Genomic DNA, 19871 nt, shown 5'->3' on the forward strand with positions numbered 1-19871 from the left:
CGCCATAAGGACTCCTGAGGAGCAGTGTGTCTTCCCACCCCACCACAGCGGACACCCACGACACCATCCAGGTCCGAGGAGCCCGGGAGAACAACCTCGCCGACGTCTCGGTGGACATCCCCAAACGGAGGCTGAGCGTTTTCACCGGCCTGTCCGGCTCGGGCAAGTCCTCCCTGGTCTTCGGAACGATCGCCGCCGAGTCCCAGCGCCTGATCAACGAAACGTACACAACGTTCGTCCAGTCGTTCATGCCCAGCCTGGGGCGGCCCGACGTGGACAGCCTGCGCAACCTCAGCGCGGCGATCATCGTCGACCAGGAGCGGATGGGCGCCAACTCCCGCTCCACCGTCGGCACCGCCACCGACGCCGCCGCCATGCTGCGGATCGTCTTCAGCCGGGTCGGCACCCCGCGCCTGGAACCCTCCAGCGCCTTCAGCTTCAACAACTCCGAGGGCATGTGCGGTGAGTGCGAGGGCCTGGGGCGCACCAACCAGATCGACGTGGACGAACTCGTCGACCGCGACCTGTCCCTGAACGAGGGCGCGATCACCGTCCCCGGCTACGGGGTGGGCAGCTGGTACTGGCAGGTCTTCGTCAACTCGGGCCTGCTGGACGCCGACAAGAGGGTGGGCGACTACACCGACCAGGAGCGGCACACCCTGCTGCACCTGCCCGTCACCAAGGTCAAGGTCGGCACCAACTCCTTCTCCTACGAGGGGCTGGTCCCCAAGATCAGGCGCACCTACCTGACCAAGGACCGCGAGAAGATGCAGACGGCCGTGCGCGCCTTCGCCGACCGCGCGGTGACCTTCTCCACCTGCCCCGAGTGCGGGGGCGCCCGCCTCAACGCCCGGGCCCGGGCGGTCGAGGTCGCCGGGCGCACCATCACCGAGTGCTCGGCCATGCAGGTGGACGAGCTGGCCGGGTTCGTGCGCTCCCTGGACGAGCCCTCGGTCAAGCCCCTGCTGGACAACCTCGGGCACACCCTGGAGTCCCTGGTGCAGGTGGGGCTGGGCTACCTGAGCCTGGACCGGGAGTCGGGCACGCTCTCGGGCGGCGAGGCGCAGCGGGTCAAGATGGTGCGCCACCTGGGCTCCAGCCTCAGCGACGTGACCTACGTCTTCGACGAGCCGACCGTGGGCCTGCACCCGCACGACATCGAGCGGATGAACAACCTGCTGCTGAGCCTGCGCGACAAGGGCAACACGGTGCTGGTGGTCGAGCACAAGCCCGAGACCATCGCCATCGCCGACCACGTGGTGGACCTGGGTCCCGGCGCCGGGCCCTCGGGCGGACGCGTCACCTACACCGGAGACGTGGCCGGGCTGCGGGCCTCGGGCACGCTCACCGGCGACCACCTGGACCACCGGGCCACCCTGCGCGAGCGGGTGCGCACGCCCCGGGGACACATCTCCATCACCGGCGCGAACTCGCACAACCTCAAGGACGTCAGCGTGGACGTCCCCACCGGCGTTCTCACTGTGGTCACCGGCGTGGCGGGCTCGGGCAAGAGCTCGCTCATCCACGGCGCCCTGCCCGGGCGCGAGGACGTGGTGGTGGTCGACCAGTCGGCGATCAAGGGGTCGCGGCGCTCCAACCCGGCCACCTACACCGGGCTGCTGGACCCGATCCGCACCGCCTTCGCCCGCGCCAACAACGTCAAGGCGTCGCTGTTCAGCGCCAACTCCGAGGGCGCCTGCCCCGAGTGCAAGGGTGCCGGGGTCATCTACACCGACCTGGCGATGATGGCCGGGGTCTCCTCGCCCTGCGAGCACTGCGAGGGCAAGCGGTTCCGGGCCGAGGTGCTCACGCACAAGCTGCGCGGCAAGGACATCAGCGAGGTGCTGGCGATGTCGGTGGTGGAGGCGCGGGAGTTCTTCTCGGGCGGCAACGCCCGCACCATCCTGGACCGGCTGCACGACGTGGGCCTGGGCTACCTGGGCCTGGGCCAGCCGCTGACCACCCTGTCGGGCGGTGAGCGCCAGCGCCTGAAACTGGCCATCAACATGGCCCGCGACGGGGCGGTGTACGTGATGGACGAGCCGACCACCGGCCTGCACCTGGCCGACGTGGACCGGCTGCTGGCGCTGCTGGACCGGCTGGTGGACGACGGCAACACGGTGGTGGTGATCGAGCACCACCAGGCGGTGATGGCGCACGCCGACCACGTCATCGACCTGGGGCCGGGCGCCGGGCACGACGGCGGCCGGATCGTGTTCGAGGGCAGCCCCGCCCGGCTGGTGGCGGGGGGCGACACCCTCACCGCCCGCCACCTGCGGGCCTACCTGGAGCGCTGACCGACGTTCCCCGGGAAGGCCTGAGCGGAGGGGACAGCCGCGCGCTGTCCCCGTGTCCGCCCCGGCACCGCCAAGTGCCGGGGCGGACGGGTCGTGCTGCCCGTCCGGGGGCCGGACGCGGCGGCCCCGGCTCGACGCCCGAGCCCTAGGCTGAGCCGGTGAGCGAACCGATCATCGTGGCCCGGAACGTGGACGTGGAACTGGGCGGCGTCCCGGTCCTGCGCGGAGTCGACCTCACGGTCGCGCCCGGGGAGGTGGTCGCGGTGCTCGGCGCCAACGGCGTCGGCAAGACCACCCTGCTGCGCTGCCTCGCGGGGCTCCAACGGACCGCGGGCGAGGTCAGCGTGCTGGGCCGACCGCCCGTGGACGAACCCGCGTTCTGGCGCGAGGTCGCCCTGGTCGGCGACGAGCCCTCCTGGTACCCGGGGCTGACCGTGCACGAGCACCTGGAACTGATGCGCGCCGTGCACGGCCCCGGACGGCTGGAGGTGGCGGCGGCCGTGGAGCTGTTCGAGCTGTCCGGCTGCGCGGACCGGGCCCCATCGTCTCTCTCGACCGGGCAGCGTCAGCGGCTGTCCCTGGCCATGGCGCTGCTGCGGCCGAGCCGGTTGCTGCTGCTGGACGAACCCGAACGCGGGCTCGACGCCGCCTTCCGGGGACGGCTCGCGGAGCTGCTCGCCGAGTACGCCGCGAACGGCGGCACGGTGGTGATGGTGACGCACGATCCGCGCTTCGCCGCGGACGCCCGCCACGTCGCCCTGGAGGCCGCCGCGTGAACGGGGTGACACGGGCGGGAGCGACGCGCACGGGGGCGGCACAGGTCCGGGCGTTCGTGCGGGCCCGCAACCGCCGACACCGCAGCTGGTCCGACCGCTACGTCATCCTGCTGGCCCTGGGGCTGCTGGTGGTGACGGTGTCCCCGGTGGTCGGCCGCGCGGTGGCGGCCGTGCCCGACGCGGTCGATCCGGTGCGGGCGGGCGCGGGCCTGGCGCTGGTCGCCCTGCTGCTGGCGTCCTCCCTGAGGGTGGCGCGCGCGGTCGGGCCGACGGCGGTGCCGGCGGCGGACGCGGCGTGGCTGGTGCTCTCACCGCTGCCGCGCCGCGGCGTGCTGGCCCCCGCCCTGCTGGTCCTGGCCGTGGTGTGCGCCGTGGTCGGTGCGGTGTTCGGTCTCGCACTGTTGAGCGCGCTCGGCGCCCCCGACGCGCTGGCGCTGCGGCTGCTGGCGTCCGTGGTGCTGGCCGTGTCGTGGACGGTGGGCGGGGCGGCGACGGCCGTGCTGGCGCAGGCGTCGCAGCCCTGGGACGACCGGCTGACCGCGCTGCTCGTCGCCCTCGTCGTCGCGGCGGCCGCCGCGACGGTGATGAGCGCGGACCTGGGGCGCGGGGTGCTCGTGGGCATCGCGTCGGCTCCCGTGTCGGCGTGGGGCGCGGCGGCGTGCGCTTCGGCCGGGGTGGCCGCCGCTCTGGCGTGGCGGGCCTGGCGGGCACTGGCGCGCATCCCGGCCCGAGCGGTCCTGGAGGCCTCGTCCAGGGCGGAACTCGCGGCGGGCGCGCTCCTGGTCATGGACCCGGGTTCGCTGTCGTGGATCGCCGAGGACGCGCACTGGCGTTCACGCGTGCTGCGCTCGCGCGCGTGGCCGTCCCGGCTGCGCGGAGCGGCGGCGGTGGCCTGGCTGGACTGGCGGCGGCTGATGCGACGGCCGGGGCTCCTGACGCTGGTGGCGGCGGCGACCGTCCTGCCCGTGCTGGCCGCGAGGGCGGGCGTCGGGGAGGCGGGTGCGCTGGTGGTCCTCGCCGCGGGCGCGCTGGCGGTCGCGGCGACGGGCACCGCGGGGGCGCGCCGGGACGCCGGGGACGCGGCGTTGGCGCGGTTGCTGGGCACCGGTCCGCACGCGCTCATGGCGGCGCGGTCGGTGCTGCCCGCCCTGCTCGGCGGCCTGTGGCTGACCCTCGCGCTGGCCGGGCTGGGCCTCGCGGGCTTCGGAGGGCTCCTGTGGCCGCTGGGGCTGTTGTGCGCTCCGGCACTGGCGGCGGGGGCGCTGCGGCTTGCCCGGCGCCGACCCGTGGAGCACACGATGCCCGTCGTGGACACACCCCTGGGCCCGGTGCCGCTGGGGCCGGTGGTGTGGGCGCTGACCGGCGCCGACATCGCCGTGCTCGGGTGCCTGCCCGCGCTTTCGGCGTTCACCGCCGGGGTGACCGTGCCGCTGCTCGCGGCGCAGGCGGTGTGGGGCGCGGCGGTGCTGACGGCCTACTGTGCCGCCCCGAGGCGCTCGTAGGGACGCGCACCGGAGAAGGCGGGTTGGGTCCTGCCGAGGCGCAGCCCTCTCGGACGCGGGATCGGGGTACGCGCAGCCTGAGGCGCGCATTGGGGTGTCGTCGCCACCGTCCACCGGGGGCACGTCTTCGGCTCCGTCTGAGGCACGGATGGGGGCGCGGCCGGGACGGAGGCCGCAAGCGTGGGCACCCGCTTGGGCTTCCTCCCCTTTTCGGCTCGGCCGGGGCAGGCGCGGCCTGCTGCGCCGCCCCGGGACGCGCGGGGGCACGGGTTGTCCGGCTCACCACCGACCGCTCAGGGCCCGGGTTCCTCGCGGTCCGGCTCGGCCGGGGCCGCCGCACCGGCCGACAGCAGCCTTCGCGCCAGCACGCGGCAGCGTCCCGCCAGCTCCGGCGGGTCGAACACCTCGAACTCGTGGCCCAACAGGAGCACGTGCATGAGCACGAAGTCGAGGTCGTGACCGCCGCTGACCACCTCGCAGCGCCCGTCGCCCCGCTCTCGCACGACCGCCGCCGACGCGGGGATCTGCGCGCGCACCGTCTCGGCCGACGCGTACACGAGGAAGCGCGCCTGGCGCGGGTAGACCCGGCTGGCCACGCCCTCCTGCACGTACGCCGCCGCGTCGGGGGCCGCGCGGGGGCGGAAACGCCAGGTCCGCGCGACCACATCGGTCATCCGGTCCACGCGGAAGCTGCGCCAGTCGTCGCGGTCCAGGTCGTAGGCGAGCAGGTACCAGCGCCGTTCGGAGGCGACCAGGCGGCGTGATTCGACCCGCCGCCGTCGCACCCCGCTCCCGGACGGGTAGTCGAAACCGGCCTCGACCTCGTCGCGGCAGGCCCGGGCCAGCGTCATGAGCACCTCGGGATCGACCGGCGTGCGGCCAGAGCCGAAGGACTCCACCGAACCGGAGAGCGCGCGCACCTCGTTGCGCAACCGGGTGGGCAGCACCCGGTCGAGCTTGGTCAGCGCCCGCAGCGCGGCGTCGCCCGCGCCGCCTTCCACACCGTCCGCGCCGCCCGCTCCGGCGAGCAGCGAGACCACGGTGGCGATCGCCTCCTCGTCGTCCAGCAGCAGCGGCGGCAGGTCCTTGCCCGGGCCGAGCTGGTAGCCGCCGCCGACGCCCTGGCTGGCGTGCACCGGATAGCCGAGCGTGCGCAGGCGGTCGACGTCGCGCCGCACCGTGCGAGGCGTGACCCCGAGCCGGTCGGCGAGTTCGGGACCGGTCCAGACCCGGCGCCGCTGCAACAGCCCGAGCAGGGTGAGCACCCGTTCCGTCGTACCGCGTTCGTCGCCGCCTGCCGTGTCCATGCGGTCCACCCTGCCAGAGATAGCGGACCGATCCTGTCCGCCAGTGGTGCCAGAGTGGCCGCATGAGCACAGCAGAACCCGACTGGAACCAGACCCTGCGCGAACAGTGGGAGTTCCACTGGAACCACCACATCCGGCCCCGCTTCGAGGGCCTCACCGACGACGAGTACTTCTGGTCGCCGGTACCGGACTCCCGCTCCTGGAGCGTGCGGCCGCGCGGTAGCTCGACGGCGCCCATGCGGGGCGGTTCGGGGGACTTCACGATCGACTTCGCCTTCCCGGAGCCGGACCCCGCGCCCTTCACCACGATCGCCTGGCGGCTCGGCCACGTCATCGTCGGCGTGCTCGCCATGCGCAACGCGTCGCACTTCGGCGCACCGGCGGCGTCGTACGAGACCTGGGAGTACGCCGGAAGCGCCTCCGACGCGCTCGACCAGCTCCAGACCCAGGTCGACGTCTGGCTGGCTGGGGTGCGCGGCCTGGACGCGGCCGCGCTGCGGACTCCGGTCGGCGACAAGGAGCCCTACCCCGAGGCGCCCATGGCGGACCTGGTGCTGCACATCCACCGCGAGCTGATCCATCATCTGTCCGAGGTCTGCCTGCTGCGCGACCTCTACCTGCACACGGCGGCAGCCGCGAACGGAGCGAACAGATGAGTCTCGACGTCCAGATCACCTTCGACGCGCACGATCCCCGGGCGCTGTCGTCCTTCTGGCGCGACGTGCTGGGCTACGTCCACCCCGGGCCGCCCGGGGCGGACCTGCCCGAGGGCGCCGATCCGCTGGCCGCGTGGGACGCCTTCCTGGAACAGATCGGCGTACCGGAGGACCAGCGCAACGCGAGGTCGGCCGTCGAGGACCCCGAGGGGCGCGGTCCGCGGCTGTTCTTCCAGCGGGTGCCGGAGGACAAGGTGGTCAAGAACCGCCTCCACCTCGACGTCCGCGTGGCTCCCGGGCTGCTGGGGGAGGAGAGGATGGCGGCGCTGGAGGCCGAGTGCGCGCGGCTTCTGGAGCTGGGGGCGACGCGGGTGCGCCGCCACGAGCCGGAGCCGCCGATGGAGACCGGCTTCATCGTGATGGCCGACCCCGAGGGCAACGAGTTCTGCCTGGACTGAGGCCCTCCGGCCGTGGTCGTGGTGCCCGTGTCCCCCCGGGGACGCGGGCACCGTCGTTCGTCCCGACGGTGCTATCCACGCACCGCGCGGACCGCCCCCGGCGGTTCCTCCCGGTCTGAGGAGAGCATGTCCTCGACGACCTCCAGGGCCAGCCGCCGGATGCCCTCGAAGGCCTCGCCGCGTCCGGGAGCGAGCCAGGACAGGGACGGTAGTTCGGCGACGGTGCCGACGTGGCACCCGTCCTCGGCCGACCAGCGGACTCGGTAGGCGTAGTGGTTCGCGACGTTCACAGTCGCCCCTCCTGACTCTCCCAGCTCGACGGTCGCACCCGTTCCAGCTCCGCGGACCATTGTGCCGAACTACCCGCCCTCCCCATGGCACCGACCGCGCGAGAGGCCCCGGGGACGCCACCGGCAGATGACGCGCCGGGTGGCGCCGAAGTGGTGTGCCCGTCTCCGTGCACGCCCCGGAGGAGGGGACAGGGCCGGGCCCCGGGGCGGGTGGGTGGCCGCCAGGGGTCGGGTCAGGGGCATCCCCGATAGCTTCCTGGCCGTGCGTGCTAGATTCTGGCCATGCGGTCAAAAAATGAACCAGGCGGACAGAAACGGTCCTTCATCGAGGAGGCCCGCAGGGCGCAGATCATCACGGCGGCGGTCGAGACCATCGCCGAGGTGGGCTATCCCAACGCCTCCCTGGCGCGGATCGCGCGCACGGCCGGGATCAGCAAGGGCGTGATCTCCTACCACTTCGCCGGAAAGGACGAGCTCATGGACCAGGTGGTGACCGACGTCTACACCGAGATCGCCGAGTCCGTCTTTCCCGCGATCCTGGAGCAGACCAACACCGCCGACATGCTGCGCACCCACGTGCGCGGCGTGGCCGAGTACGCGCTGTCCCACCCCGAGCGCATGGCCGCGCTGGGGCAGATCTTCACCCACGCACGCAAGGCGGACGGCACCCCGCGCTACGGGGCGGCGGAGGCCGACGTCCTCTACGAGTCCCTGGAGAACCTGTACCGGTCCGGCCAGGAGAGCGGCGAGTTCCGCGACTTCGACGTGCGGGTGATGGCGGTGACCCAGCAGACGGCGATCGACGCGATGTTCGCCTACTGGAGCGCCCACCCCGGCCACGACCTCATGGCGCACGCCCGCGAGCTGGGCGAACTGCTCGTGCGCGCCACCCGCGCCGACCGCCCCCCCACCCCCGAACGACTGACGAGGACACCATGACGCAGCACGCCGGCCCACCGCTCCTCCCGGACCCCGCGCCGCCCGCGCGCGGGCGCCTGCACCACGTCGACAACCTGCGGGTCGCGTTGACCGTGCTGGTCGTCCTGCACCACGTCGCGCTCACCTACGGCAACATCCCGGTGTGGTTCTACCTCGAACCGGCCCAGGATCCCTCCGGCGGCCTGCTGGACCTGCTCGTCTTCCTCAACCAGACCTACTTCATGGGACTGTTCTTCCTGCTCGCGGGCTACTTCGTGCCGGGAGCGGCCGACCGCCGGGGCGGGCGCGGGCTGGTCCGCGAGCGCCTGGTGCGCCTGGGCGCGCCCTTCCTGCTGTTCGTGCTGCTGGTCCGCCCGTTCCTGGTGATCCCCAACTACGGGCCCGCCGTCGAGGTGTTCGCGGCCGAGGGCGGCGAGCTGCCGTTCTGGCTGTTCCTGATCATGACCTACGACCCCGGGCCCATGTGGTTCGTGGAGGTCCTGCTGGTCATGACCCTGGCCTACGTGGCCGTGCGGAGCCTGCGCGAGCGCCGCGTCCGGCAGGCGGGCGCAGAGGTAGAGCTCCCTGCCCGGCCCGCCGACACCGCTCCGCTGCGCTGGGCGGTGCCCGTCGCGGCCCTCACCCTGGGCCTGGCCCTGGTCACCTTCGCCTGGCGCTACCTGGCCCCGGCCCCGTACTGGCCGATCGTGGGACTGCCCAGCCCCGGCTACCTGCCCCAGTACGTCACCCTGTTCGTCCTGGGCGTGCTGGCCTACCGGGGCAACTGGCTGACCCGGCTGCCCGGCGCCGCCGGGTGGTGGGGCGCGGCCCTGGCACTGACGGGTCTGGCGGCGGGGGCGGCGGTCACGATCCTGCTGGGAGAGATCACGCCCGCGTCGGGCACCTGGCAGGCGCTGGCGCAGATCGCGTCCGAGTCGGTCCTGGCCACGGGCGCGGTGCTCACGCTGCTGGTGGTCTTCCGGCGCTTCGCCAGCGGGAGCAACCGCCTCACGCGCTGGCTGTCCGACAACGCCTTCGCCGTGTACGTCCTGCACCCGCTGGTGCTGGTGGGGCTGGGTGTGGCCCTGAGCGGTTGGGAGGCCAGCGCGCTCGTGAAGTTCCTCGGCATGGGAGCGCTCGCGGTTCCGGCCTGCTGGGCGCTGGCCACCGCCGTGCGAGCGGTTCCCGGAGCCCGGCGGATCCTGTGAGGGACCGGTCGGGGCCCGTTTCCGCGAAAGTCTGAGACGGGCCCCGACCCGCGCGCGCGTCGGGCTAGGGTCGGAACGCGACCGACACGAAGGGACCGTGGTGACCAGCCAGAAGGAACGCATGCTCGCCGGTGAGCTCTACCAGGCGGACGACCCCGACCTCCAGGCCGACCTCGTCCGTGCGGAGAGGCGCGCGGCGGCGTTCAACAACGCCTCCGTGGACGACCCGGACCGCCGAAAGCTCTTGGCCGAACTGGTGGGCGAGCTGGGCGAGGACGCCTGGGTCCGGCCCCCGCTGCGGGTGGACTACGGCTCCATGATCACCATCGGCGCGCGCACGTTCGTCAACTGCGGCGCGGTGATGCTGGACGTGGCCCCGATCAGCATCGGCGCGGACGTGCAGATCGGCCCCAACGTCCAGCTGCTCACCCCCACCCACCCCGTGGACCCCGAGCAGCGGCGCGACAAGTGGGAGGCGGCCGAGCCGATCACCATCGGCGACAACGTGTGGCTGGGCGGCGGGGTCATCGTCTGCCCGGGTGTGACGATCGGGGAGAACACCGTGGTGGGCGCCGGGGCGGTGGTCGTGCGCGACCTGCCCGCCAACGTGGTGGCCGTCGGCAACCCGGCCCGCGTGGTGCGCCACATCTGACCCGCCCCGGCCCCGGGGAGGGTTCCGACCTTCCTCGGGGGCCGTGGCGGCGCCGTACGCACCGCCCGGTCGGCACGCCCCCGCGTGCCGACCGGGCACGGAGAACCGTCCCCCGGTGTGGCGCCACCGGGGGACGGGGTCTGTGGCGGCGGAAGCGGCCCCCTTCGAGGACGCCCGCCCGAAGACGGGGGAAGGCTCCGTCCGGGCCTTCCCCCGCAACTCCTCTAGGACACCGCGCGTCCGACCGGGACCGCCGCGGAGTCGTCGGCGGCGAACTGGGTCCGGTACAGCTCGGCGTAGCGGCCGCCGCGGGCCAGCAGTTCGGCGTGGGTGCCGCGCTCCACGATCCGTCCGGCCTCCACGACCAGGATGGCGTCGGCGGCGCGGACGGTGGAGAGCCGGTGGGCGATGACCAGCGCGGTCCGACCCTCCAGCGCCTCGGCCAGGGCGGCCTGCACCGCGGCCTCGGAGGTGGAGTCCAGGGCCGAGGTGGCCTCGTCGAGGATGACCACCTCGGGTCCGGCCACCAGCAGGCGGGCGATGGTCAGGCGCTGGCGCTCACCGCCGGAGAAGCGGTACCCGCGCTCGCCGACCACGGTGTCCAGTCCGTCGGGCAGGGCGGCGACGAGCTGGTCCAGGCGGGCGCGGCGCAGCGCGTCCCACAGCTCCTCCTCCGTCGCCCCGGGCCGGGCCAGCGACAGGTTGGCGCGCACGGTCTCGTGGAACAGGTGCCCGTCCTGGGTGACCATGCCCAGGGTGGCGCGTACGGAGGCGAAGGACAGGTCGCGCACGTCCACCCCCGCTAGGCGCACGGCGCCCGAGTCCACGTCGTACAGGCGCGGGGCCAGCTGGGCGATGGTGGACTTGCCCGCGCCGGAGGAGCCCACCAGGGCGACCGTCTGCCCGGGTTCGATCCGCAAGGACACCCCGTGCAGGACCTCGCGCCGCTCGGCGGTGTCCAGGACGGCGACCTCCTCCAGGGAGGCCAGCGACACCCTGTCCGCGGAGGGGTAGGCGAAGGAGACGTCGTCGAACTCCACCGACACCGGCCCGGCGGGGACCTCGCGGGCCTCCTTCTTCTCCTCCACCAGGGGCCGCAGGTCCAGGATCTCGAAGACCCGGCTGAAGCTGACCAGCGCGCTCATCACCTCCACCCGGGCGCTGGCCAGGGAGGTGAGCGGGGCGTACAGGCGGGTGAGGAGCATGCCCATGGACACCACGGTTCCCGCGTCCAGGCGGCCGGTCAGGGCGTAGAAGCCGCCCAGGCCGTAGACCAGGGCCAGGGCGAGCGCGGAGACCAGGGTCAGGGCGGTGAAGAAGACCTCCTGGACCATCGCGGTGCGCACGCCGATATCGCGGACCCGTCCGGCGCGGCGGGCGAACTCGGCAGACTCCTCCTCGGGGCGGCCGAAGAGCTTGACCAGGGTGGCGCCCGGAGCCGAGAAGCGCTCGGTCATCTGGGTGCCCATGGCCGCGTTGTGGACGGTGCGCTCGCGCTCGATCCTGGCCAGGCGCGCGCCCATGCGGCGGGCGGGCACTACGAACAGCGGCAGCAGCACGAGCGCGAGCAGGGTGATCTGCCAGGACAGGGCGAGCATGACGGCCAGGGCCAGGACCAGGGTGACCAGGTTGCTGAGCACCCCGGAGAGCACGTCGCTGAAGGCGCGCTGGGCGCCGATGACGTCGTTGTTGAGGCGGCTGACGAGGGCGCCGGTGCGTGTGCGGGTGAAGAAGGCGACCGGCATGCGCTGGACGTGGTCGTAGACGGTGGTGCGCAGGTCCAGGATGAGCCCCTCGCCGACGCGGGAGGAGAGCCAGCGCACCACCAGCCCCAGGGCGGCTTCGAGGACCGCGACGGCGGCGATGAGCCCGGCCAGGAACAGTACGGGTTCCAGCGGGCCGCCCTCGGTGATGGCGGTGACGACCCGTCCGGCCAGGAGCGGGGAGGCCACGGTCAGGACGGCGGTGACCACGCTCAGGGCCACGAACCAGGCGAGCTGGCGCGCGTGGGGCCGGGCGAAGGAGGCGATCCGGCGCAGGACGGGCAGCGAGAAGGGGCGCTGGTCCTCGCGGGCGTGCATGGCGTGGTACATGGAGTTATAAGCGGCCAGTTCCATACTCATGGTCGTCCACCGGATCTGTCGGAGTTGATGCCAAGAACCGTAGAACCTCAACAAATATTGAGGTCAAACTCCCGCCCGCGACCCGCCAACCGCCCGGAGGCCGCCGCGCGGGGGAGTGGGACGCCCTCGACGGACTCCTACGGCGCAGATCCCCCTCCTGCCACCGGCCAACCGCCCGGAGGCCGCTGCGCGGAGCAGAGGTCAGGAGGAGGTGCGGGCGATGGTGCCCGCGGTGAGGGTGGCCAGCATGTCCTCCAGTGCGGTGGCGAAGTCCATCTCGAACGCGGTGAGTGACGGGTCGGCCCGGTAGGCGGCGAGCATCGCCTCGGAGGGGTGGGCGTGCGTCCACACGGCCCCGATCGCCATGATCATGGCCGCGGCCAGGCGCGGGGCGTCCTCGCCCAGTTCGGGCAGGTGGCGGTCGGCCAGCGCGGCGACGGCGGCGACGTTGGCCACGGCCGCGCGCTTGTAGCGGGCGGCCGCCTCGGCGGAGACGTTGTGCTCCAGCACGCCCGCCTGGGAGCTCAGCAGGTCGCACAGGACCCGGCGCCCGGCGAGGGAGCGGGCGACGGCGGCGGCGAACTGCTCCGTGCGCCGCTCCACGGGCGCCGCCCGGTCGATGCCGGCGTCGAGGAGGGCGGGCAGGTCGGCGATCCACTGCCGCCAGGCGCGGTCCAGCAGCTCCAACAGGATCGCTTCACGGGATTCGAAGTAGCGCAGCACGTTGGACTTGGCCAGCCCGACCCGGCGGCTCAGCTCGTTGAGGCTGACGCCACCGGCGGGCATCTCCTCAAGCATGGCCGCGGTGGTGTCCAGTACCGCCCTGCGCCGGATCTCGCGCTGCTCCTCACTGCGGGCGCGCTGGAAGTTCTCCATGCCCCCATATTACAAACCGCCGGTCTTTTGACATCAGACCACCGGTCTCTTAAATTGGGGCGCGCCGCACAAGACCTCCCGGGCCGGGTATCCGGTCGCCGGACGACCCGCGCACAGCACACGACGAACCAACGGAGAGGCACGGAGATGAACCACTGGACGCCTGACGACATCCCCGACCAGAGCGGCCGTACCGCGCTGATCACCGGCGGGAGCGGCGGGATCGGCCTGGAGACAGCTCGCGTCCTGGCCCGGCACGGCGCCCGCGTCATCCTGGCGGGACGCAGCCGGGACAGACTGGACCAGGCCGCCGAGACCGTGCGCACCGCCGCGCCCGGGGCCCGGACCGACACACTGGTACTCGACCTCGCCGACCTCTCCTCCGTCCGTGACGCCGCCACGCGAATCGCCGAGACCGAGACGATCGACCTGCTGTTCAACAACGCCGGTGTGATGAACCTGCCCGAGCGGCGGCTGACACGCGACGGCTTCGAGATGACGGTCGGCACCAACCACCTCGGCCACTTCGCCTTCGACGCCCGGGTCTGGCCCGCCGTACTGCGTTCCCCCGCACCTCGCGTGGTCACGGTCAGCGCCATCGCCGCGCGGTGGCGGACGGGCGGACTCGACGACCTGATGAGCGAGAAGGGCTACCGCGCCATGGGCGCCTACGCGAAGTCCAAGCGCGCCAACATCGTCTACACCCTCGAACTCGCCCGCCGGACCGCGCACAGCCCCCTCGCGGCACTCGTCGTCCATCCGGGATCAGCGATGACCGGGCTCCAGCAGCACGGCACCGGGACACTGAGCCGCATCGTCACCCCGGTCGCCGCGCGCCTGCTCATGGGATCGGCCGACGGTGCCGCCTGGCCCCTCCTGTACGCGGCCACCAGTACGCACGTCAGCTCCGGGCAGTTCATCGGCCCGGCCGGCCGCGACCAGACCTCCGGCACCCCCAAACCCGCCAGGCTTCCCACGGGAGCGGACGACACCGATGAGGCCGGGCGGCTGTGGACGGCGAGCGAACAGCTCACCGGCGTCCCCTTCGACGCCGGGACCGGAACAGCCTCCTAGACCACTGGCCAGTCGGCACGCGGGGAGCACACACCCCCGGCAGACACCCCACTCACGTAAGGAGTAGGAATGAACACCGGACTGATCCTCGGCGGAGGCGGCTGGGTCGGCATCGCCTGGGAGACCGGCGTACTCGCAGCCCTGGGCGAGCACGCGGGGTTCACCCCCTCGGCCTGCTCGGTCGCCGTCGGCACGTCGGCTGGCGCCTACGTCGCGGCGATGGCCATGGGCGGAGTCGACCTGGCCGAGCGCGTCCGCGCCGAACAGAGCGGCGCCCTGCTCACGCCGCTGGCACCGCTGCCCGAACCGACGCGCGACACCACCACCGACACCGGTGGCGGCACCAGCGCGGTGCCGCCGGAGATCATGCGCCTGATGCTCTCCCCCGAAGGGCCGAGCACCGGGCGGGCACGCGCCGTCGGCCGTCTCGCCATGGCCGCCACACGCGACCGGGACCAGGACGCGGCCGTGCACACGCTGCGGTCCGTACTGCCGCTCTCCGCCTGGCCGGAGGGCGACCTGCGCATCACCAGCGTGCGCTGCGAAACCGGCGAGACCGTGTCGTGGACGCGGAGTGACGGCATCGATCTGGCCACAGCCGTCGCCTCGTCCTGCGCCGTGCCCGGCTTCTTCCCGCCGGTCCGGTTCGACGGTGCCCACTACTGCGACGCCCCCCGCCTCCCCGGCGCCGCCGCGCTGGCCGAGGAGAAGGACCTCGACGCCATCGTCTTCATCGGCCCCAGAGCGGGAGCACTCGCCAACGTGGCCGAAGACGCGGAACTCGACGAGCTCGAACGACAGGGTCTGCGCATCGTCAGGATCACCGACGGCCCGGACTTCACCGAAGTCTCCGGAGAACTCCTCGACCCGCGACTGCGCCCCCGGGCCGCCCGGATCGGTCTGGACGACGGCCGCAGGGCCGCCGAGCAGGTCGCGTCGCTGCTGTGAGGGACGGCCGCCCGGCTGTCGGAGCAGGGGGGTGTCGTCGCAGGCATCGGCCTCCACCGTGTGCCGTCGGCCTCCGCCCCGCGGAACCCGACGGGTCGCGCCTCATTTCCACATCCCGGAGGCCGGTGCACGGGCAAACGGGGCGCCCGCGGCCGACACCCGTGCACCGGCGGCCCCGGCGGCCGGCCCCGGTCCCCGTGCACCCCTTCTCCGGCCGTCGGCGCTCTGGTAGAACGGCCCGGTGGACCCCCAAGGACTCCTCGCGCTCCTCCTCCTGGCCCTCTTCTCCGTGTACTCGGTCTACTCCGGCTTCAAGGACCTGTCGGAGGCCCTGCGGGTCCGGCGCGACGCCCGCCTTCTGGACCGGACCGGCGTGCGCGCGCGGGGAGTCGTCACTTCGGTGCACCCCCTTACCCGGAGCCCCAACGGCCACACCGTCACCGTGGCCTTCCGCGACGCCGACGGCCGGGAGCGGGAGGCGGTGGACACCTCGGGGCTGGGCGGTTACCTCGTCCGCGAGGGCACCCCGGTCGAACTCCTGCACTCGGCCGACGACCCGCGGCTCGTCCGGGTGGAGAGCGCCGCCCTGCCCGGCCCGTCGGCCGAGCACTACCCGGTCCGCCCCGGGCGCCGTCCCGGCGGCGCGAAGGCGATCGCCGCCGCGGTCCTGACGATGCTCGCCGTGCCCGCCTTCACCGCCGTCATCGCCGCGCTGGCCCTGTCCGGTCGGGACGGCGGTGGCCTCTTCCGGTACCTGCCGTTCCTGTTCACCGTCGTCGGCCTCGGCATGCTCCTCTCCGCGACCGTGTCCGCGGTGCGCGACCGCGCGGGCGGACGGGGCTACACCGGTGAGGCCGACGGAACCGTCATCGACTCCTGGCGTGAGGCCAGCAGGGCGACGGTGAACGGCCGCCGCGTGTACACCCACCCGTTCACCGTGCACTTCTCGGCCGGTGACGGGCGCGAGGTGCACCGGCGCTACCGCCGCTCCAGCACCTCCTACCGCCCCGTCAGGGGACAGAGCGCGCGGGTCAGGTACGACCTCAGGGCCCCTGCGCGCTTCTCCGTGCCCGAAGCCCACACGTGGGGGTGCGGGCCCGGCGCGGTCATGGTCGTCGTCGGCCTGGGCTTCGTCATCATCGGAACGTTCGTCGGCCTCATGTTCCTGCTGTCGGGTTCGCTCTAGCCGGGCGGGCGGTTCCGCGAGCCGTCCCGCCCAGAGCGGCGCGGCTCCCCGGCGCCCCGACGTGCGGCGACGACCGCCGACCGACCGCTGTCCTGGTCCGGCCACCGCCGTCGGCCGTCGACGGGTGCGGGGCGGGTAGGAACCCGACCACCCCCGCGCCGTGGAGGCCGCCATGCCGTCGATGCTGCTGATCGTGGCCGGATGCGAGCTCGCGTGCGCCTGCCTGCTGTGGGTCGTGCTCGGCTCCTACCGCACCATGGTCGGCTCCCACGAGGAGGAGCGCCTCAGGAAACGCGACGCCGTGCTCACGCATCTGGCGGTGGTGGCCGCCAGCGGCGGTGCGGGCACGACCCTGATCGTGGTCGCGGTCGCGCCACCGCAGAGCAGCGGCGCGCGGGCCCTCCTGGCGGTACTGGCCGTGTACGTCTTCGTCTGCGCCGCGTGTGCCTGGGCGACCGGGTACCTGGACGGGGTCCGCCACCGGAGACGCGTCCGCGACCTGCTGACGGTCGCGATGTGGACTGCCGTCATGGCCGTGTTCCTGGCCCTGGCCGGGGCCGTGACCGATCCGGGCGCCCGGGAGGCGGTCGGCGCGGTTGCAGCGGGGGTGCTGACCCTGGTGGCCGTGGTCGTGATGACCGTCGTGACACTCGGTGTCATGACCCTCGTCGGCGGGGAGGACCGGAGCGCTCCTCGGCGCCCCCGGGGGATGAGCAGGCAGGTGTGGAACCGGCAGCAGAGGGAGTGGCGGGAGTACAGGCGCAGGTACGGCACCGACCGCAGCGGCGGCGCGGGCTACAGCGGCGGCGGTGACGGGGGCGACGGAGGGGGCGGCGGAGACTGACCGGCGCTCCGCCCGCCGACACCCGCCCTCCGGGTCGAACAGCGGGGGAGCACCCGACAGCGGGTCTCACACACCCGCCGCCATGGGCGCGGTGTCCTGCCGGTGCTGCGCGGCCCGTGCGGTCTCCTCCCGGTGCGGCGCCGCGGTGTACACGCCCACGTGGGGGTCCTCGGGGGCCAGCAGCAGGGCGCGGCCGAGCGTGGCCTGTGTGTGGGCGCAGGCGCGCGCCACCAGGGGCAGGGTGAGGGCGAACAGCACTCCGGCGAGCATGTGCGCCACCGTGGTGGCCAGCACCGGGTACTCGGGCACCAGGTAGGTGCCCACGTCGGTGTAGCCGGGGATGGCGTAGAGCGACCAGCCCCACAGCGGCTGGAGCAGCCCGGCCAGGGCGCCCGCCCACCAGGTGGCGGTGAGGCAGAAGCCGACCACGGCCACGGGCAGCAGCACCAGCGCGTGCAGGGCGTCCAGCCAGCTCTGCGGGCAGGCCAGCGGCGTCAGGGCCCGGCGCAGGGGGCCGACTCCGGGAGCGGGGGAGCGGTAGGGGCGGCGCGTCACCGGTCGGCGGCCCAGGTCGGCCAGGCGCACGCGTTCGACGTGGGCGAACCCGCGTGCGGCGTACAGGGCGCCCGTCATCAGGAACAGGCCCGCCATGACGACGGCGGTGCCCGTCCCGGCGGCCAAGACCGTCAGGACGACCACGAAGGCGATGAGGGCCAACGGCAGGCCCAGGAGGATGTGGCGGGTGTCGGCCAGGAGCCGGGCGACGGGGTTGCGGGTCGTGTCCATGGCCCCGAAGTTACGCCCGGCCGGGCCCGGAGTCAGGGCGGTACGGGTGCGGACCGGGGGTGGTGCTGACTCCACCCCGCGTTGGCGCCGCCGCGTTCGGGCCCTTCGGTCACAGGGCGTCCAGGAAGGCGGTGGCCCCGTCGAGGATTCCGGAGAGCCACAGCCCGTGCCGCAGGACCAGGAAGCCGACGATGCCGATGATCCAGCCCAGGGCCTCCCGGGAGCCGGACTCGACCTTGGTCCGCCAGCGCTCCATCCGGGGCCGCAGCCGCTCGCCGAAGGCGCGGTAGGCCAGGTAGAGCAGGATCGGCGGGAGCACCATGACGACGTTGTAGGCGGCGAGCAGCGGCACCCAGGCCGCGGTGGAGAGCCCGGCGGTGGTCATGATGCCGATGGCGCCGAAGTAGGGCAGCGCGGTACCGCCCTCCAGCAGGCCGGTGGCCAGGCCCAGCGCGACCATCGCGCCGGTGCGCAGCGATGCGGGCCTGCGCTGCCGCCGCGGTCCGCTCGGCATGAACAGGGCGTAGGCGAGCATGCCCCCGCCCAGCACCACCATCACCCAGCCCAGGACGGGGCTGTCGGCGAGGTCGTCCAGGGCCTCGAACGCGAAGCCGAGGCCGAGCATGAGCGCGCAGCCCAGGGCGAAGTAGAAGGCGGCGACGGTGGCCAGGTAGACGAACAGGGGGCGGGCCACCGACCGCGCCCCGCTGAGTAACACGTACAGCGAGACCCCGATGGTGGCGGGGCTCAGGGTGTCCAGCAGCGCCAGTCCGGCGACCGGCAACAGCACTTCCAGGGACGGCATCGGGATCTCCCCCGCTCTCGTTTTCATACGCCTGTGTCAAATAAAATAACACAAGTGTGCTAGAAAGGGGAGGTGCCCAAGATCGTCGACCACGAACAGCGCCGCCGGGAGCTGGCCGAGGCCCTGTGGCGGGTCATCGCCGAGTCCGGCCCGGCCGCCGTGTCCATCCGCTCCGTGGCCGCCGAGGCGGGCTGGTCCCCCGGAGCCCTGCGCCACTACTTCCAGACCCGCGAGGACCTGCTCGTCTTCGCCATGAACCTGTCCGAGGAGCGCGTCACCGCGCGCGTGACGGCCCTGAACGGCGCCCAGGACCCGGACACCCCGTTCCTGGACCGCATGGCCGAGTACGCCGAACAGCTCCTGCCCCTGGACGCGACCCGCCGCGCGGAGTACCGCGCCTGGGAGGCCGCCGGGCTGCTGGGGGAGTACGACCGCGACCGGGAGCAGCGCTGGAACAGCCAGCGCAGGCTCTACCGGCTCCTGATCGCCGCCCTCACCCAGCAGCCGGTGGAGGACCCCTTCCAGCCCCACCCCGACCCGTGGGTCGAGGAGTGGTCCGGGTACCTGCACACCCAGGTGGACGGGCTCGCCCTCCAGCTGATGGTCACCCCGGGCATGAAGGGCCCCGAGGGGGCGCGGCGGGAGCTGCGCGCCTTCCTGGCCCGCACCGAGGAGGCATGGCGGCGCCGCCAGGACACCTGAGCGGTCGGCGTCCGGGGGAGGACGGAGCGGCCCGCCGCGCCCGGTGGGCCCCTCCGAGAGGCCCTCTCAGCCCGCCCCGGCCGCAGAAGGAGTCAACAGCCCCCTCCGCATCCGCCGTCACCACCGCCGCCGGACCCGCCGTCGCCGCCGCCCCGGTGGCCGCCGTCCGACCCGCTGCCGCCGTAGCGGATCTCGTCCACGATGGAGACGACACAGAAGACCAACGGGTTGACTTCCTCTTCCTCGTGAACGAGGAAGATTCCGACCGCCCCTTGTCGGGGCGGTGGTGCTACGCGCCTCGCGGCCGCAACTGGTTCCTGCTTCACCGACATGGCATCCCAGAGGTCTCGGCAGGCTGGCACGGTTCACCCCGAAGGGCTAGTCCATCCGCGCGTGAGAATGTTCTGGGCCGCGTTCACGTCCGCATGAGCTGTGTGCCCGCACCTGCCGCAGCAGAACACCG

At 73.3% G+C, this 19871-nt stretch carries 21 protein-coding genes; 13 read left to right on the forward strand and 8 right to left on the reverse strand.

Annotated features, from left to right (window positions below; all coding sequences use genetic code 11):
- Positions 1-26 precede the first annotated feature (26 nt).
- The 3 genes from PV789_RS14770 to PV789_RS14780 all read left to right on the forward strand — a co-directional run bounded on the left by PV789_RS14770 (position 27) and on the right by PV789_RS14780 (position 4575).
- Positions 27-2297: an ATP-binding cassette domain-containing protein gene (locus PV789_RS14770; RefSeq protein WP_274977971.1), complete on the forward strand. Its 2271-nt coding sequence runs from the start codon at positions 27-29 to the stop codon at positions 2295-2297.
- 158 nt (positions 2298-2455) lie between these two features.
- A complete protein-coding gene (gene ccmA / locus PV789_RS14775) occupies positions 2456-3073 on the forward strand; it encodes a heme ABC exporter ATP-binding protein CcmA (protein ID WP_274977972.1) in 618 nt (205 codons plus the stop codon).
- A complete protein-coding gene (locus tag PV789_RS14780) occupies positions 3070-4575 on the forward strand; it encodes a DUF6297 family protein (RefSeq protein WP_274977973.1) in 1506 nt (501 codons plus the stop codon). Before ccmA ends, PV789_RS14780 begins: the two co-directional genes overlap by 4 nt.
- A 293-nt stretch (positions 4576-4868) precedes the next feature.
- Here PV789_RS14780 and PV789_RS14785 read toward each other — a convergent pair whose 3' ends face one another.
- Complete coding sequence (locus tag PV789_RS14785; protein WP_274977974.1) at positions 4869-5882, reverse strand: helix-turn-helix transcriptional regulator; 1014 nt, start codon at positions 5880-5882, stop codon at positions 4869-4871.
- Positions 5883-5944: 62 nt separating this feature from the next.
- Here PV789_RS14785 and PV789_RS14790 point away from each other — a divergent pair, with 62 nt between their 5' ends.
- Positions 5945-6538, forward strand: coding sequence for a DinB family protein (locus PV789_RS14790; protein WP_274977975.1), 594 nt, complete (start codon positions 5945-5947; stop codon positions 6536-6538).
- Entirely contained in the window at positions 6535-6996 is a 462-nt protein-coding gene (locus PV789_RS14795) for a VOC family protein (RefSeq protein WP_274977976.1), read from the forward strand. Before PV789_RS14790 ends, PV789_RS14795 begins: the two co-directional genes overlap by 4 nt.
- A gap of 71 nt (positions 6997-7067) precedes the next feature.
- Here PV789_RS14795 and PV789_RS14800 read toward each other — a convergent pair whose 3' ends face one another.
- Entirely contained in the window at positions 7068-7286 is a 219-nt protein-coding gene (locus PV789_RS14800; protein ID WP_274977977.1) for a hypothetical protein, read from the reverse strand.
- A gap of 282 nt (positions 7287-7568) precedes the next feature.
- On the opposite strand from PV789_RS14800, the gene PV789_RS14805 reads away from it, so the two are divergent.
- The 3 genes from PV789_RS14805 (at position 7569) to PV789_RS14815 (ending at position 10064) form a co-directional block, all read left to right on the forward strand.
- Positions 7569-8225, forward strand: a complete 657-nt coding sequence (locus PV789_RS14805) for a TetR/AcrR family transcriptional regulator (RefSeq protein WP_274977978.1) — start codon at positions 7569-7571, stop codon at positions 8223-8225.
- Positions 8222-9412 (forward strand): acyltransferase family protein, encoded by a 1191-nt coding sequence (locus PV789_RS14810; protein WP_274977979.1) that lies wholly within the window; start codon positions 8222-8224, stop codon positions 9410-9412. The genes PV789_RS14805 and PV789_RS14810 overlap by 4 nt, the downstream gene beginning before the upstream one ends.
- 97 nt (positions 9413-9509) lie before the next feature.
- On the forward strand, positions 9510-10064 hold the full coding sequence (locus PV789_RS14815; RefSeq protein ID WP_274977980.1) for a sugar O-acetyltransferase: 555 nt from the start codon (positions 9510-9512) through the stop codon (positions 10062-10064).
- Positions 10065-10288: 224 nt separating this feature from the next.
- On the opposite strand, the gene PV789_RS14820 is transcribed toward PV789_RS14815, so the two are convergent.
- Together PV789_RS14820 and PV789_RS14825 are read right to left on the reverse strand one after the other, a co-directional pair.
- On the reverse strand, positions 10289-12187 hold the full coding sequence (locus tag PV789_RS14820) for an ABC transporter ATP-binding protein (protein WP_274977981.1): 1899 nt from the start codon (positions 12185-12187) through the stop codon (positions 10289-10291).
- 201 nt (positions 12188-12388) lie between these two features.
- Positions 12389-13063, reverse strand: coding sequence for a TetR/AcrR family transcriptional regulator (locus tag PV789_RS14825; RefSeq protein WP_274977982.1), 675 nt, complete (start codon positions 13061-13063; stop codon positions 12389-12391).
- Between the two features lie 147 nt (positions 13064-13210).
- On the opposite strand from PV789_RS14825, the gene PV789_RS14830 reads away from it, so the two are divergent.
- From PV789_RS14830 to PV789_RS14845, 4 genes are all read left to right on the forward strand, one after another.
- Positions 13211-14137 (forward strand): oxidoreductase, encoded by a 927-nt coding sequence (locus PV789_RS14830; protein ID WP_274977983.1) that lies wholly within the window; start codon positions 13211-13213, stop codon positions 14135-14137.
- Between the two features lie 69 nt (positions 14138-14206).
- On the forward strand, positions 14207-15085 hold the full coding sequence (locus tag PV789_RS14835) for a patatin-like phospholipase family protein (protein ID WP_274977984.1): 879 nt from the start codon (positions 14207-14209) through the stop codon (positions 15083-15085).
- A gap of 241 nt (positions 15086-15326) precedes the next feature.
- The gene (locus PV789_RS14840) at positions 15327-16271 is read left to right on the forward strand and encodes a DUF3592 domain-containing protein (RefSeq protein WP_274977985.1); all 945 of its coding nucleotides are present in this window, start codon (positions 15327-15329) and stop codon (positions 16269-16271) included.
- A gap of 172 nt (positions 16272-16443) precedes the next feature.
- Positions 16444-17115, forward strand: coding sequence for a hypothetical protein (locus PV789_RS14845; protein ID WP_274977986.1), 672 nt, complete (start codon positions 16444-16446; stop codon positions 17113-17115).
- Between the two features lie 66 nt (positions 17116-17181).
- On the opposite strand, the gene PV789_RS14850 is transcribed toward PV789_RS14845, so the two are convergent.
- Positions 17182-17901 carry a sensor domain-containing protein gene (locus PV789_RS14850; RefSeq protein WP_274977987.1) on the reverse strand — a complete coding sequence of 240 codons (720 nt, stop codon included), beginning with the start codon at positions 17899-17901 and terminating at the stop codon, positions 17182-17184.
- A gap of 109 nt (positions 17902-18010) precedes the next feature.
- Positions 18011-18706 carry a GAP family protein gene (locus PV789_RS14855; protein ID WP_274977988.1) on the reverse strand — a complete coding sequence of 232 codons (696 nt, stop codon included), beginning with the start codon at positions 18704-18706 and terminating at the stop codon, positions 18011-18013.
- Between the two features lie 72 nt (positions 18707-18778).
- Between PV789_RS14855 and PV789_RS14860 the strand changes: the two genes are divergently transcribed.
- The gene (locus tag PV789_RS14860) at positions 18779-19408 is read left to right on the forward strand and encodes a TetR/AcrR family transcriptional regulator (protein WP_274977989.1); all 630 of its coding nucleotides are present in this window, start codon (positions 18779-18781) and stop codon (positions 19406-19408) included.
- Between the two features lie 92 nt (positions 19409-19500).
- Here the strand turns inward: PV789_RS14860 and PV789_RS14865 are convergent, their stop codons facing one another.
- Together PV789_RS14865 and PV789_RS29880 are read right to left on the reverse strand one after the other, a co-directional pair.
- Positions 19501-19632, reverse strand: coding sequence for a hypothetical protein (locus PV789_RS14865; RefSeq protein WP_274977990.1), 132 nt, complete (start codon positions 19630-19632; stop codon positions 19501-19503).
- A gap of 141 nt (positions 19633-19773) precedes the next feature.
- Positions 19774-19869 (reverse strand): zinc ribbon domain-containing protein, encoded by a 96-nt coding sequence (locus PV789_RS29880; RefSeq protein WP_274977991.1) that lies wholly within the window; start codon positions 19867-19869, stop codon positions 19774-19776.
- Between the last annotated feature and the right edge of the window lie 2 nt (positions 19870-19871).

Origin of the sequence: Nocardiopsis camelliae, assembly GCF_028993595.1 — a bacterium.
In the GTDB taxonomy this organism is placed as follows: Bacteria; Actinomycetota; Actinomycetes; order Streptosporangiales; family Streptosporangiaceae; genus Nocardiopsis; species Nocardiopsis dassonvillei.